Annotated in this window: 17 protein-coding genes and 1 tRNA gene; 2 read left to right on the top strand and 16 right to left on the bottom strand. The window is 48.4% G+C overall.

Annotated features, from left to right (window positions below):
• Positions 1-7: 7 nt before the first annotated feature.
• The 3 genes from FGB90_RS05320 to FGB90_RS05330 form a co-directional block, all read right to left on the bottom strand.
• The gene (locus tag FGB90_RS05320; RefSeq protein WP_138809500.1) at positions 8-460 is read right to left on the bottom strand and encodes an SRPBCC family protein; all 453 of its coding nucleotides are present in this window, start codon (positions 458-460) and stop codon (positions 8-10) included.
• Between the two features lie 148 nt (positions 461-608).
• Positions 609-1046, bottom strand: a complete 438-nt coding sequence (locus FGB90_RS05325) for a YaaR family protein (RefSeq protein ID WP_138809501.1) — start codon at positions 1044-1046, stop codon at positions 609-611.
• A gap of 10 nt (positions 1047-1056) precedes the next feature.
• Positions 1057-2352 (bottom strand): DNA polymerase IV, encoded by a 1296-nt coding sequence (locus FGB90_RS05330; protein WP_138809502.1) that lies wholly within the window; start codon positions 2350-2352, stop codon positions 1057-1059.
• A 214-nt stretch (positions 2353-2566) separates the two neighbouring features.
• On the opposite strand from FGB90_RS05330, the gene FGB90_RS05335 reads away from it, so the two are divergent.
• The gene (locus FGB90_RS05335) at positions 2567-2770 is read left to right on the top strand and encodes a hypothetical protein (RefSeq protein WP_138809503.1); all 204 of its coding nucleotides are present in this window, start codon (positions 2567-2569) and stop codon (positions 2768-2770) included.
• Between the two features lie 78 nt (positions 2771-2848).
• Here the strand turns inward: FGB90_RS05335 and FGB90_RS05340 are convergent, their stop codons facing one another.
• The 5 genes from FGB90_RS05340 to FGB90_RS05360 all read right to left on the bottom strand — a co-directional run bounded on the left by FGB90_RS05340 (position 2849) and on the right by FGB90_RS05360 (position 8867).
• The gene (locus FGB90_RS05340; RefSeq protein WP_138809504.1) at positions 2849-3358 is read right to left on the bottom strand and encodes a MarR family transcriptional regulator; all 510 of its coding nucleotides are present in this window, start codon (positions 3356-3358) and stop codon (positions 2849-2851) included.
• Between the two features lie 266 nt (positions 3359-3624).
• Positions 3625-4743, bottom strand: coding sequence for a M20/M25/M40 family metallo-hydrolase (locus FGB90_RS05345; RefSeq protein WP_138809505.1), 1119 nt, complete (start codon positions 4741-4743; stop codon positions 3625-3627).
• A 58-nt stretch (positions 4744-4801) separates the two neighbouring features.
• Positions 4802-6349: an acyl-CoA carboxylase subunit beta gene (locus FGB90_RS05350; protein ID WP_138809506.1), complete on the bottom strand. Its 1548-nt coding sequence runs from the start codon at positions 6347-6349 to the stop codon at positions 4802-4804.
• The gene (mce, locus tag FGB90_RS05355; RefSeq protein WP_138809507.1) at positions 6349-7200 is read right to left on the bottom strand and encodes a methylmalonyl-CoA epimerase; all 852 of its coding nucleotides are present in this window, start codon (positions 7198-7200) and stop codon (positions 6349-6351) included. The genes FGB90_RS05350 and mce overlap by 1 nt, the downstream gene beginning before the upstream one ends.
• Positions 7201-7220: 20 nt before the next feature.
• Positions 7221-8867: an acyl-CoA mutase large subunit family protein gene (locus tag FGB90_RS05360; protein ID WP_138809508.1), complete on the bottom strand. Its 1647-nt coding sequence runs from the start codon at positions 8865-8867 to the stop codon at positions 7221-7223.
• 263 nt (positions 8868-9130) lie between these two features.
• Between FGB90_RS05360 and prli42 the strand changes: the two genes are divergently transcribed.
• Positions 9131-9220 (top strand): stressosome-associated protein Prli42, encoded by a 90-nt coding sequence (gene prli42, locus FGB90_RS19595; RefSeq protein WP_161524720.1) that lies wholly within the window; start codon positions 9131-9133, stop codon positions 9218-9220.
• 61 nt (positions 9221-9281) lie between these two features.
• Here the strand turns inward: prli42 and FGB90_RS05365 are convergent, their stop codons facing one another.
• The 8 genes from FGB90_RS05365 to FGB90_RS05400 form a co-directional block, all read right to left on the bottom strand.
• Complete coding sequence (locus FGB90_RS05365; RefSeq protein WP_138809509.1) at positions 9282-9479, bottom strand: DUF4017 family protein; 198 nt, start codon at positions 9477-9479, stop codon at positions 9282-9284.
• 83 nt (positions 9480-9562) lie between these two features.
• On the bottom strand, positions 9563-10072 hold the full coding sequence (locus FGB90_RS05370; RefSeq protein WP_171051709.1) for a L,D-transpeptidase: 510 nt from the start codon (positions 10070-10072) through the stop codon (positions 9563-9565).
• Positions 10073-10122: 50 nt separating this feature from the next.
• On the bottom strand, positions 10123-11091 hold the full coding sequence (locus tag FGB90_RS05375; protein WP_138809510.1) for an aromatic acid exporter family protein: 969 nt from the start codon (positions 11089-11091) through the stop codon (positions 10123-10125).
• Between the two features lie 163 nt (positions 11092-11254).
• Positions 11255-11329, bottom strand: a tRNA-Arg gene (locus FGB90_RS05380).
• 84 nt (positions 11330-11413) lie between these two features.
• Positions 11414-11767: a hypothetical protein gene (locus FGB90_RS05385; RefSeq protein WP_138809511.1), complete on the bottom strand. Its 354-nt coding sequence runs from the start codon at positions 11765-11767 to the stop codon at positions 11414-11416.
• 115 nt (positions 11768-11882) lie between these two features.
• The gene (locus FGB90_RS05390) at positions 11883-12308 is read right to left on the bottom strand and encodes a BrxA/BrxB family bacilliredoxin (protein ID WP_138809512.1); all 426 of its coding nucleotides are present in this window, start codon (positions 12306-12308) and stop codon (positions 11883-11885) included.
• A gap of 194 nt (positions 12309-12502) precedes the next feature.
• The gene (locus tag FGB90_RS05395) at positions 12503-13792 is read right to left on the bottom strand and encodes a metal ABC transporter solute-binding protein, Zn/Mn family (protein ID WP_246056057.1); all 1290 of its coding nucleotides are present in this window, start codon (positions 13790-13792) and stop codon (positions 12503-12505) included.
• Positions 13793-14030: 238 nt separating this feature from the next.
• Positions 14031-14501, bottom strand: a complete 471-nt coding sequence (locus FGB90_RS05400; protein ID WP_138809513.1) for a hypothetical protein — start codon at positions 14499-14501, stop codon at positions 14031-14033.
• Positions 14502-14619 lie beyond the last annotated feature (118 nt).

Here is a 14619-nt window from a genome sequence, read left to right on the forward strand (position 1 = left end):
GAATGTATTATTCCTCCCGGGATCTTTTGTATATGGATAGCCTGCCCAGCTGTCTTTTACGGTCCAGAAACATTCCGTAAAGCATTATTTTTATGAGGGGAACAGGAACCCACGAACTGAATGCCACCTCATCCGTCATCTTTGTCTTCCCGCCCGGGATGCCCTCAAACCTGTGGGTGTGCAGCCACAGTCTGAACGGAAAAGGCACCTTTTCTCCTGCATCCTGAAAAAAAGATCCCGTTTCAGCACGGATAATTCTTGCCTGCCAGTTCATAAAAAACAGTTTGAAGTCGAGCTCCAGCTGAATGACTGCCCCTTTGCGGACTTCCCGATCACCAGTAACATTTACTTCGGGGAAACCTGTAATGGCAGCGAGATTTTCATTTTTTGAGAAGAATGACCACACATCCTCAACAGGGCTCTCGATGACAGTCGTATATACAAATTTTCCTCGAAACACGTCCACACCGCCTTCTCAACGATTTATCCGGTCCACCTATTATGTACCCGTTTTTTCATTCCTCACTCACAGCGGTGATTCAAAACTGAACATTTCAGCCTCAGGTGTCCGGCGTAAAACGGAGCTTCTGTTGTATTCTTCGGACAGCTTATGTATACAGATTAACAAGGAGTCCCTTAATTGTGCCAGTCTGTTCCAGGATGGGGAGGCCGCCGCTTTCCCCGAGCACCTGTTCCGTAAGCTTTGCCAGTTCATCGTCAACCTGACGGACAAGCCGGTATACTTTTGAGTTCCCCGCAGGTCCTCTGCTGCCCGACTCCTCGAGTGAAAGAGCGTAAGCAACAGCATCGTTCATAAATCCAGCCACGAGTTTTCTGTAGCTCCTTAAATCGCCTGCCGTCCTTGTGCGGGACAAACGTTCACCCTGCTCCTCAATTTTTGCTGCCATTGCCTCGAATCGCTCCCTGGAGTGTTTCTGCTGGTCCTTCTGCAGCATATCCTGAAACGCCGTTCCCTGCCCGCCGGTATTTTTGTTTACAGACCTTGCCCCGGCCAGGGGTTTCCGGGCTGTTTTCTGTATCTCCATCTCCTCTGTTTCACTCCTCTTCCTTCTGGTTAAACAGGTTTTCACGCAGGAAGTCCTTTTCCAGACTCGTGCCTCTCCGTTTCCGGTCCCTCAGCTGATCACTCCGGTCCCTGGAAAGCTGTGCACCTTTAAGAAGTACACTTTCACCGTATTTATCCCGAATGGTATGCACGGCAGACGCAAGATCGTTTTCTTTTTGATCTTTTTCATAGGAAAACAGGTCGAGCTGCTTGTATGCCTGTCCTTTTTCCACCAGGTCCATGGCGGTTACGCCAAGGAGCCTTACCGGCTCCCGGTTCCAGTATTCGTCAAACAGCCGCCAGGAAGCTTCAAACAGATCCGCATGAGTACTTACAGGGTTCTGCAGCTTTCTGCTCCTTGTCACTGTTTTTCTGTCGTGATAACGGATCGTAAGCTGGATGTTCCCCGCATACACTTCCTTTTTTCTCATACGCCGTGCAACCGAGTCAGACAGGTTCATCAGGACCTTTCTGACCATGGTCCGGTCTGTAATATCCTTCGGCATAGTGGTGGAGTTCCCGATGCTCTTAAACTCACTCACTGCCTCCGGATCAACAGGACGCTGATCAAGGCCATTTGCCCGTTCACGCAGTTTCAGTCCCGACACACCAAGATGCTGCTTCAGTTTATCCCGGTCGGCTGAAGCGAGTTCCCCAATCGTAAAGATACCGAATTTTTTCAGTTTCTCCCTTGTTTTTTCCCCGACTCCGTGCATTTCGATCGTCTCCAGGGGCCAGAGTATTTCTTTAACCTGTCTTTTTCTCAGAACAGTGATTCCCATCGGTTTTTTCATATCGCTCGCCATTTTGGCCAGAAATTTGTTTGGCGCTACACCGATGCTTGACGGCAGACCAAGTTCGTTCATCAGCCGTTTCTGGATGTGCCCTGCCGTCTCCACCGCCTGTCCCGGCCTCACAGAGTCCGTAATATCCATATAACCTTCGTCTATGCTGACGGGTTCCACGAGAGGTGTAAATTCGTACAGAAGCTGAAACATGGAGGCTGATGCCTGGCGGTATTTATCAAAATCCGGTTTCCGTACCAGCAGATCAGGACATTTTTTCTTCGCCTCCCATAATGGCATAGGCGGCTTCACACCCCTGGCCCTCGCTTCATAGCTGGCCGTAACAACGATGCCACGCCGTTCCTCGGGATTCCCCGCTATGGCAAGTGGCTTTCCCCTTAGGGAAGGGTCCCACGCCGCTTCCACAGAGGCATAAAAACTGTTCATATCCACATGCAGTATGATTCTTCCTTTTTTCCTGCTGCTTCGCTGCTCCACCATTCTTCCCTCCTATCCTTATCATGAAGCGGAAGAGGTTTAAATGCAACACTGCAATCCTGCTCCCTGTCAAGGCGCGAAAAAAGCCCACCGGGCTGAAGACAGTCCGTCTTCCCGGTCAGCTCTGGGATTCACGTAAAATAACAGTAAAAGGCTTTCATTCCTGCTTGAGTGTGTTATGATTGATAAAACAAAATTGAAAGGTGGTCATTAGGTTATGATGTACATTGTTCCTCAAAAATCGACCATCTATGATTCGGTACTTTATTTAATTGCTGAACTGCTGAACCACTACGCAGAAAACGAATGGCCTTCACCTTCAATAGAGCAGCTCTCTGATCAGACAGGTTATTCTGAAGAACTTATACTCGAATCTCTCGAATTCGGAGAGATGGAAGAACCGGCGGGACTGCTGCAATAGTGTCCTTCCGGTTTTTGTTCTGCTTATTGCACCATCTCACCGCTTACCGGGGAAATGGATGCTTTTATTCAGCCTCTCCTACTCACGGTTTCCGACCCCGGTTTTCTGATCATACTCCTCTGTCGTTTTTTCCACCCATTCCACGAATTCCTCTCCGTGAAAATAACGGTTGGCTTCCCGGTGGAAATCAACAAGCTCTTTCATAAACTCCGGTTTTTCTTTCTGGTATTCCTGAATGAATTCAAATAATTTAAAAGAGGAGGACTGGGTCTGCTTTCGTTTCTCATGCCCTGCCTCGGTAAGAATAACATAGGAAACCCTGAGATCGCTCTCATCTTTCTGGACCTGTACCAGACCTTTGTTAACGAGCCGTTTAATAACCTGCATAACGGTTGACCGGTCCCAGAGCCCTACTTTTGCGATCGTGGAAATGGATGCACGGTCCTCAAGATAGACAATCCACATAATGTGCTGTTCGGCGAGCGTGAGACCAAGCTGTTTTGCGCCAGTCTGCCACTCCTCCTCAAGCGTTTTTGCCATACCCCGGATATAATTCATAAGCAGATGATTTTTATGATTCACGGTCATCAGGGTCACTTCCCTTTCGCTTCGATAGTTTACTTGTCTACTGCTGATGTACTTTCATATAGTACCATAATTCGCCAAATAAAGCGTGATTCCAAATGAAAAATCACACTTTTTTACAATCTCCAGTGGCCCTGCTGTGTTTGACTGCTCCCGCGGTCATTTTATCTCTTCAGCGGCTTCTGCAGTAACTTAATTTCTGCCGCTGTGTCAGTCACCCGTGGAGCAGAAATAACTCCCCCGGGTCGGATGATCCGGGGGAGAGACTTTTACGCTTGTGCAGCTTCTTTAATGAGAGCCAGTACAAGCTCTGCAGTTTTATTCAGCTCCTCGATCGGCATACGTTCGTTTGTTGTATGAATCTCCTCGTAACCGATTCCGAGGTTGATCGTAGGCACACCATGTCCGGCAATAATGTTGGCATCACTGCCGCCGCCGCTCTGGAGAAGCTTCGGTTCACGGCCTACTGCCTTCACAGCACGCTTCGCTGTTTCCACAATGTCGTCCCCTTCTTCGTGCTTAAAGCCGGCATACATCACATCGATGTCGAGTTCAACCCGTCCACCCATTTCCGCTGCCGTCTCCTCGAATGCCGCTTTCATCTTTTCCACCTGGGATTCCATTTTCTCTTTGACAAGAGAACGGGCTTCAGCAAGAATGTCCACGCGGTCGCAGACGATATTTGTCTGGCTTCCTCCTTCGAAACGGCCGATGTTGGCTGTGGTTTCCTCATCAATCCGCCCAAGAGGCATGCGCGCCACTGCTTTGGATGCAAGTGTGATGGCGGAAATACCTTTTTCAGGAGCGACCCCTGCATGAGCCGTTTTGCCGTAAACTGCCGCTTTTACTTTAGCCTGGGTCGGTGCTGCAATAATAATGCTGCCCACTTTCCCATCGCTGTCGAGAGCATAGCCATAGCCTGCCGTAATATCAGAAGGATCAAGAGCTTTTGCACCGACCAGTCCGGATTCTTCACCTACTGTAATGATGAACTGGACTGTACTGTGTGGTACGTCGTTTTCCTGAAGGACACGGATGGCCTCAAGCATGGCTGCAAGCCCCGCTTTATCGTCAGCTCCGAGGATTGTCGTGCCGTCCGTCTTTATGTATCCGTCCTCTTCAATCGGAGTAATACCTTTTCCCGGTACGACAGTATCCATGTGGGACGTGAAGTAAATCGTATCCCCCTCGGTATTACCCTCAAGTGTACAGATGAGGTTTCCTGCACCGTGACCGGTTACGGACGTTGTGTCATCTTCCTTAACCCGGACGCCGAGAGCTTCAAATTTTTCTTTAAGAACTTTTGCAATTGCTGTTTCGTATTTGGTTTCAGAGTCGATCTGAACCAGTTCCTTGAATTCTTCGAGTAAACGTTCGTGATTAATCATGTTCTGGCCTCCAATTTACGTTTTCCCTTCCAGTATAGCAGAGGAGCCACAGGATGTCCTAAAGGGGGATATTCCCGTGCTTCTTTGCCGGACGATCCTCGGATTTACGCTCGAGCATATCCAGGCTCTGAATGAGCTTGATTCTTGTTTCCCTCGGATCGATGACATCATCCACCATCCCGTTTGCAGCAGCCACATAAGGATTGGCGAACTTCTCCCTGTATTCCTCAATTTTTGCCTGACGGGTTTCCTCGGGATTATCGCTTTCACGGATTTCCTTGGCAAAGATAATATTTGCCGCCCCGTGAGGTCCCATGACGGCAATTTCCGCATTCGGCCATGCAAATACGATATCGGCCCCGATTGCCTTACTGTTCAGTGCTACATATGCCCCGCCGTAGGCCTTACGGGTAATAACGGTGATTTTGGGTACTGTGGCTTCAGAGTAGGCATAGAGAATTTTTGCCCCGTGACGGATAATGCCCCCGTGTTCCTGTTTCACCCCGGGGAAAAAGCCTGTTACATCTTCAAACGTAATAAGAGGAATGTTGTAACAGTCACAAAGTCTGATAAAGCGGGATATTTTGTCCGAAGAATCTATATCAAGACCTCCTGCCATCACTTTCGGCTGATTTGCCACCAGACCGACTGAGCGTCCGTTCACCCTGGCAAACCCAACTACCGCATTCTTCGCAAATGAGGCGTGCACTTCCATGAAGGTGCCCTCGTCAACGACCATTTCAAGTACCTTCCTTACATCGTAAGGTCTGGATGGATCAAACGGCACGATATCCGGGATATCGGGCAGAAAATGGTCCATCTCCGGGGTATCCTTCCTTGGTGGCTGTTCCTCGTTGTGCTGCGGAAGGTAACTGAGCAGTGCACGCACCTCTTCGAGTGCCTGCTGTTCACTCTCGCAGGTAAAATGGGCATTCCCGCTGATCGCACCGTGAACGGATGCTCCTCCGAGCTCCTCGGAACTGATTTTTTCGCCGGTGACTGTTTCGATCACTTTCGGTCCTGTAATAAACATCTGGCTTGTTTTCTCCACCATAAATACAAAATCAGTAATAGCCGGGGAATAGACTGCTCCCCCTGCGCACGGTCCCATGATGACGGAAATCTGGGGAATTACCCCGGAATAAATTGAGTTACGGTAGAATACCTGCCCATATCCGTCAAGGGAAAGTACCCCTTCCTGAATCCTTGCTCCACCTGAATCGTTCAGTCCAACGAATGGTGCTTTGTTCTTTACAGCGAGGTCCATGGCAGCGGCAATTTTCCTGGCGTGCATTTCCCCAAGGGCTCCACCGTACACTGTGAAATCCTGGGCAAATAAAAACACCAGCCTGCCGTTCACCTTTCCATACCCTGTAACCACTCCTTCGCCTGGAGCTGATCCGGGTTCCATGCCGAAATCCGTTGACCTGTGCTCGATATAGGGGTTCAGTTCGGTAAAGGTTCCATCGTCAAGGAGCAGATCAATCCGTTCACGGGCAGTGAGCTTCCCTTTTTCGTGCTGTTTATCGATCCGGGCATCTCCCCCACCAAGTTCGATTGCCCGTCTTTTATCGTACAGTTCGTTAATTTTGTCATACATATCCATTATGATTTTACACCTTCTCCCTTTGCTGACGGATCGCAGAGCTCCACAAGTGTTCCGTTTGCTGCTTTTGGATGCAGAAAGGCAATCGGGTACCCGCCTGCTCCCGTAACGGGCGATTCATTTAACAGTGTGACGCCTTCCCGCTTCAGCTGTGCGAGTCTCGCTTCCAGACCGCCGGTGGAAAAAGCAACGTGGTGAAGCCCTTCTCCCCGTTTTTCAATAAATTTTGCAACAGGACTGTCCTCCCCGAGCGGTTCCAGCAGCTCGATCTTCGTGTTGCCAAGAGGAATGAATGCAACCTTTACCCCCTGCTCCGGTACTTCAACTGCAGCCTCCGCCTTCAGCTGGAGATGATCGGCATAAAACGTCATGGCTTCGTCAATGGAGCGTACAGCAATGCCGATATGGTCAACTCCCTGCGGCGGCTCAAGGGCGTTCTCCTCTGTTTCTCCCCTGCTTTCTAATACGGCCTGCTCCACGAAAGCAGCCACTGTCTTGACAGGCGTTCCCGGAGTGAAGATCTTCCGGATTCCTTTTTCTTCAAGGCTGACTGCATCAGGACCCGGAATAACGCCGCCCCCGAAAACGATAATATCTTCTGCCTTCTCCTCCCGTAAAAGCCTGAGCACTTCCGGAAAAAGAACATTGTGGGCACCTGAAAGACAGGACAGACCAACGGCGTCCACATCTTCCTGAAGGGCTGCCCGTACAATTTGTTTCGGGGTCTGTCTAAGACCCGTATAAATGACTTCCATCCCCGCATCCCTTAAACCCTGGGCAATGACAAGTGCTCCGCGGTCGTGCCCGTCAAGACCCGGTTTAGCTATCAGTACTCTGATTTTTCTGTGCATAATCGATTGCCTCCCTCTCTCTATCCCTGGTACTCACCAAACACGTCCCTGAGCACACCGCTGATTTCCCCGACGGTTGCATAGGCACGGACTGCTTCTTTAATGTACGGCATCAGGTTAGCCGATCCTTCAGCGTGGTATTTAAGCTCTGCAAGAGCTTTTTCCACTTCGTCACTGTCTCTTTCCGAGCGCAGGCGTTTTATGGCTGTGAGCTGGTCTTCCACAAACGTATCATCCACTTCCAGAAGCTCAGGCTCTGGTTCCTCATCCAGCTGGTACCGGTTTACGCCCACCACTACTTCATCTTCGTTTTCAATCCGCTTCTGAGTATCATAGGCTGCTCTCTGAATTTCCTGTTTCATATACTGCTGGTCTACAGCAGCAACCGCTCCGCCTCTGTTTTCAATTTCCTTCATATACTTAGCGGCTTCCTCTTCCATTTCGTCTGTAAGAGATTCAACGTAGTAGGATCCGCCAAGAGGGTCCACTGTATCTGCCACCCCTGTTTCGTTGGCAATGATCTGCTGGGTACGCAGGGCAATGCGGGCAGAATCCTCCGTAGGAAGAGCAAGGGCCTCATCCTTAGCGTTTGTATGAAGGCTCTGGGTGCCCCCAAGTACAGCTGCCATTGCCTGGAGAGCCACACGGACGATATTATTATCCGGCTGCTGTGCAGTCAGCGTGGAACCGGCAACCTGGGTGTGAAAACGCAGCTGCCAGCTTTTCGGATCCTTCGCTCCGTACTCCTCTTTCATAATTTTCGCCCACATCCTGCGGGCAGCACGGAATTTAGCCACTTCCTCAAAGAAATGATTATGGCCGTTAAAGAAAAAGGCCAGCCGCGGTGCAAAATCATCGATATCCAATCCTGCTGCCAGCGCCGCATCCACGTATGCTTTTGCGTTTGCGAGTGTGAATGCAAGCTCCTGAACCGCATTGGCCCCCGCCTCACGGATATGATAGCCGCTGATGCTGATTGTGTTGAACTTGGGGGCATTTTCCGTACAGTAGGAAAAGATATCAGTAATGAGACGCATGGATGGTGCGGGAGGATAAATGTATGTGCCTCTCGCTATATATTCCTTTAAAATATCATTCTGGATTGTACCCTGAATCTTTTCCACCGGTACTCCCTGTTTCTCGGCAACGACCATATACATGGCCAGCAGAATGGAAGCCGGGGCGTTAATGGTCATGGACGTACTGACCCGTTCAAGTGAAATACCTTCAAACAGCTGCTCCATGTCCTCGAGGGAATCAATCGCTACACCGACTTTTCCAACCTCTCCAAGGGACATGGCATCATCCGAGTCGTAGCCGATCTGCGTCGGCAGATCGAAAGCTACACTGAGTCCGGTCTGCCCCTGTTCGAGAAGATAGCGGAAACGCCGGTTTGTTTCCTTCGCCGAACCGAACCCCGCATACTGGCGCATAGTCCAGTGACGGCCGCGGTACATCGTATTGCGGATTCCCCTTGTGTACGGATATTCACCGGGGAGTCCGAGCTGTTCTTTATATTGATCATCCGAATGATCGGGAACATAAACCCGTTCTACCGGAATCCGGGAAGAAGTATGGAACGTTTCTTTTCTTTCAGGCCTTTTTTCGAGCTGGCGTTCTGTTTTTTCCTGCCAGTTTCTGAAGTAGGAACTTTCTTTCGTTTTCATAACTGTTCACCCTCCTTTTCTGTCATCGCGCTGGTGCTTTTCAACCACAAGAAAGCGCTAACATACTATACTTCTATTTCGACATAAAAAAATCCTTCTCGACTTTTACATTCCATGTTTCACCTTTATATTCACCGGTATCTCTTTTTTACACTGCCGGGGCACGCACCGCCATGGACAGGCAATTTTTCTCCGCCCCCTTGTTTAAATCTGCATTTTTGATTAAAATAGATTCATATGATCAGTTGTGAGGAGGTATTTTCATGCCGCGCAAAGCGAGAAAAGCTATTGTCTATATGATGATTGCCATTATGTTCCTTGGAACTGCCATGTACGGAGTTGCCATGTGGTAAACAGATAAAAACAAAAAGCTCAGGATCAGCTGATCCTGAGCTTTTTTTATATTCTGAGTTATTACACACGCGATGCTTTTCCATTCTTCCTTTCCAGTAAAAAGAGGAGAAAACAGGTGAGAATAAAAACAGGTACGGCATAAAGCTGCCCGGCAAATAACTTCCAAAGAAGAGTGTCATAGCCTTCGGATGCCGGGATCAGAAGCACAGCAAAACATGCCGTAACATAAACAATTAGCGCAATCGCGATTTTCCTCATGTTTACTCCCCTTTACGCAATATATGGAATTCATAATATATATTACCAAATTACGCCAGTTAAACATGTGCCGATAGCCCCATCTACTCAGGTATTGCCCCCTGCTCTGCTGCAATTTCGCCAAAGTCCCTTCCGTCCCTTGTTACAAAAATCCGTGTCCCAAGAGGAAGCTCTTCAAATAGAATTTCCACGTCAGCATTATTCATTCTGATACAGCCTGCTGTTGCTCTTTTCCCGATCGAGTCCGGATTGTTCGTCCCGTGGATCCCGTATACACGGCCATCAGTCTCCCTTGCATCAAATCCAAGCCACCTTGTGCCGAGGGGGTTGTCCTTATCCCCGCCGGGAATATCTTTCTTACGGTAGTAAGGATCAGCCGCTTTTACCGTAAGCGTAAATTCTCCCACAGGGGTAAGTTTTTCTTTCGAACCGGCTGCAACAGGGAAAACCTGCCGCACCTCTCCGTCCTGAATAAAAGCAAGTTCAAGCCGGTCAAGGTCCGCGATTACATAGGGGTCTCCCGGGAGCGGATTGACACCAAGCGGCCAGATCGGCGAAACAACGAGTGAGATTGCAAGCAGCAGATGAATCACAAAAACCGCCTCCGTTTTTTCTTACTATGTAACGGAAGCGGTTCGTCTATTCAGCGGAACATCGTATATTCTCTTTTTGGTTTAAAATGCCTTTTGATGATAAGGTACTGCTCCAGCTCTTTTATAAGCTGTAGGATCGCGGAACGCGTTTCAAATTCCTCCCGGGACTGCGGCAGCGGCATCTCTCTGAACGATGCCTGCAGCTCTTCCAGTTCATCAATAAACATGTGCGCTGTATTTTCAGGGTGAACCGCTCCGCTCAGTTTTTCCAGAAACACGGCCACCATTTCCCCCTGTTTGACCTTTGTATCCACCGAAGTGAGCAGGGGCATCATCCGCTCAAGAATATCGAGCTGTTTTTCCCTCATTTTAAAATAATGATAAAAAAGGTCTTCATATCGTAGAACATGATTTTCAAGGTTCTGAAGCGCCGTGTTTTTCCCTCTGTCCACTATTTCAGCAGCCTCGGTAATTTCCTTCCCGGTCCACGAAGAGTCCCCTTTGCGTACATATACTGCAAATTCATGAAGAATCGTTCTGATCCGGTCTTCAAGCTCCTGCTGGTCTTTTGCCAGTTCAGTTTCAACACTCGGCATGTAAATATTCATCAGTAGCGCGCAGCCGATCCCTATTACAATCAGGATAAGCTCGTTCAGAATAATCGGTACACTGACAGCTTCCAGTGTGTACAGATGGAGCATAACGACTAAGCTTGTGACTATTCCGGCCTGGGCCCTGACGATAAGAGTTACGGGAATAAAAAGAAGCAGAAGCAGGCCCAGTACAAGCGGGTTGTATCCGAGAGCTTCAAAGAGGACGGCAGCAAAAAAGAGACCAATCAGGCAGGCAAGAAACCTTGCCCATGAAGTCTGAAAGGACTTCTTTTTGGTTTTCTGTATACAGAGTACTGTAATTATACCGGCCGATGCGTAGAAATCCAGCTGGAGCCACTGTGCAATCCCGATGGCAAGCGCGGCTCCGAGTGCAGTTTTCAGAGTTCTGTATCCGATCCTGAACAAACGGGTTCCTCCTTTTCGGCATACTGCCTTTTAACATCGTGCTATAAGGTGCTCTATTCTATACGTGCACACCAGGGACACCCGGCCCAGATTGTTAACGTATTCACAACCAGATGTAAAAAAAGTCTCCGCCAGCTGACGGAGACTGTATGTAATCGAATAATGGCGCGCCTACCAGGATTCGAACCTGGAACGCGAGAACCGGAATCTCGTGTGATATCCCTTTCACCATAGGCGCTAATGCGGATAGCGGGAGTATCTCTCCCGCTCGCACTATTGCAGTATAGCAATATTTTTTCGGTGATGCAATACTTTTTTAAATTTATTTCACTTCTTCTTCAAACATGCTTTCAAATCTGGCGTTCATCTGTTCGTCCGTATACCCCATCTGACGAAGACGGCCGGCAAAGTTCTGTGCCCAGAGTTTCAGGCGCTGTGCCATTTTCTTATACTTTTTCGCCTGCTTCGAACCTTTCTCCTCTTTTGCACGCCCTTCGGCATTGCTCATCACATTTTCAGAGATAAACAGGCCGCGCCATACGTCCTCTTCCTCAAACTCATCAGCATGACTGTTAAAGTGATCAATAACTTTTTTGTAGTACTGGTCAAATGTCTTAAACGGAATTTCTTCCTCCATGTTCAGATACGTATGTATTTCCCTGTACAATTCCTGCACGCCGGACACTCCTTATTGTTGAAAATCTGCAGGGCAGATTTCAGTTTCCATTTATAATTTCCACGAAAAATTATAGCATATAAAAAAGGAGGCTTCCACCTCCTTATACAGGTGCTTATTTAAAATACTGGTCGAACGCTTTTTCCAGGTTTGACACAACTTCAATCGGTTCATGACCTTCGATTTCATGACGTTCGAGCATTGTCTGGATTTTACCGTCCTTTAAAAGGGCAAACGACGGAGACGACGGTTCATAACCTTCGAAATATTCTCTGGCCTTCGCAGTGGCTTCACGGTCCTGCCCGGCGAAAACAGTTACATAATTGTCTGCCTTCACTTCGTAATTCTTCATATAGTGGGCAGAAGGACGTGCAATACCGCCTGCACAGCCGCAGACAGAGTTAACCAGTACAAAGGTTGTCCCTTCTTTACCGAACACTTCCTCCACCTGTTCAGGTGTTGTAAGCTCTGTATATCCTGCGTCAGTCATATCTTTTCTTGCCGTCTGTACGACATCATTCATAAACAGCTGAAAATCCATTAACGAAAACACTCCTTTATGATAGCCTTACTTCGTATTTTACACGTTTTAAAGTGAATTACCAAGTATTTGTGTTCAGTACATGCCCTTATTTCAGCGTTTACCTCCCGAATCGTCTGCTCACACATGAAAGGCATGCCTCCATATTGAACAGGAGGCATGCCTTCTTACAATTTCAGAATTCGGACTTAAAATCAGTCGTTCAGTGCTGTTTCAAGCACTTCAAGGTTTCGGCGCATAAGGCTAAAGTAATCTTCATCGTTTTCCAAATCCTCTTCGGTGAGTGCTTCAAGGTTATGAAGCCACAGATCTTCCGCACCGATTTCACTTCTCACTGTTTCTGCAATGTTTGTCGGGATGTTCTGTTCGAACATGACGTAATTGATATTGTTTTCTTCGGCGTAGGCAATGGTTTCCTCAAGCTGCTGGATGGATGGTTCATTTGTCGGCGAGATGCCTGCAATACCAACCTGCTGAATCCCGTAGCGCTCTTCCCAGTAACCATAACCGGCGTGGGAAACGATAATGGTATCCCGGTCCTTATTGTCCGCCATTTCCTGATACTCTTCATCCAGTTCCTCAAGATCTTCTCTCAGAGTTTCAAAGTTTTCCGTGAAGTATTCTTCTGCTTCAGGACGCAGATCGATCAAGGCATCTTTGATGTTTTCAGCAAGCTCGGATGCGCGAATCGGATCAAGCCACACGTGCGGATCTTCATCCCCGTGGTCGTGGTCATGGGAATGATCATGCCCGTGATCGTCGTCTTCATGGCCGTGGTCATCTTCCTCATGGCCGTGGTCATGATCGTCTTCGTGTCCGTGATCATCTTCCTCATGGCCGTGGTCATGATCGTCTTCGTGTCCGTGATCATCTTCCTCGTGGCTGTGGTCATGATCGTCTTCGTGTCCGTGATCATCTTCCTCATGGCCGTGGTCGTGATCGTCTTCGTGTCCGTGATCATCTTCCTCGTGGCCGTGGTCGTGATCGTCTTCGTGTCCGTGTTCATCTTCCTCGTGGCTGTGGTCGTGGTCGTCTTCATGTCCGTGATCATGATCATGGTCGTGGTGATAGTCAATGAGATCAATACCGTGTGCAGCTTCAAGAATTTCGACATTCTCGCCTTCAAGAATCTCACTGATCATGTCTGTAAAACCTTCAAAACCTGCCCCGTTGTAAATAAACAGATCGCCATCCGCCACACTGATCATCTGCTGTGCAGTGGGCTCGAACGTATGGGCATCCGCTCCGGGTGGTACAATATTTTCAACTTCAACGTGCTCTCCCCCTATTTTCACCGCGAAATCTTCAAGAGGGTAAAGTGTTGTGTATACAGATAACGGATCAACGTCCTCGTCGGATGCAGTTTCGTCGTCACTGTCGTCAGTCTGGCCCTGATCGTTTACATCCTCGTCTGTCCCGCAGGCAGCAAGAAAAGCAGAAGCTGCCAGCATGGAGGAAAACGCCGTCATTTTAAATCTTTTCAATGGTATGTACCCCTTTCGTAATCGTTACGTTTTATAACCACTGAAGATTATATCGGACTAATTACGATTTGTAAACAGGAATCATAACGATTTATCAATTTCCAGCTGCTTATTTTGGCTAAACGGGTAAACAGCTTTTGAAAAAAAGCCCGCATCAGGGTCCCCCTGTGGATTACACTGCTGCAGGAAACCCGCTGTAACAGACGAAACCGGCACCCATCGGGTACCGGTTCAGTCGTCAGGACGTTTTAAGTATCGATTCAAGGTATTCATTCATTTCCTTCTGCAGGGTAACCAGGTCAGGAAGAATGGCTCTGATGGCCTCATCGTTCCGTTCCTTGACAGCTTTCAGAAACTGTTCCTGAACGTCCTGGTGCTTCATCTTCCATTTGTCGTCCTGATTATGAAAATCCTTGTCCTTCAGCTTGCCCTCTTTCTTCATTTCCCGGTATTTTTTTATAAGCGTCTCCAGTTCCTGTACAATCATAAGCCACTCTTCTTTCATGGCAGGTTCATACCTTTCGATGAGCAGCTCGTAGTAGAAGTTCAGGTGCGGACGCATTTTATCATACTTTAGATGTACAGTCTCATGTGTGCGGGCCGATTCCTCTCTTCCTTCCGGCGATTCCTCAGCAGCGATCAGGCCTGGAAACTGTGTCAGCGCAGCCGTGAGAAGAGCGGCGACCATGAAACATTTTAACTTCTTCATTTCTTACACCTTCCTTTTTTAACTGCCGTTTTGCCGGAAACAGCAGCGAATCTGAACTTAGTTTTTCTAAAACGACTGCAGATTATCCCAGCCGGTTCACTGTCTTTCTTGTCACAGT

The sequence above is a fragment of the Alteribacter natronophilus genome, from assembly GCF_006007885.1.
Lineage (GTDB): Bacteria > Bacillota > Bacilli > Bacillales > Salisediminibacteriaceae > Alteribacter > Alteribacter natronophilus.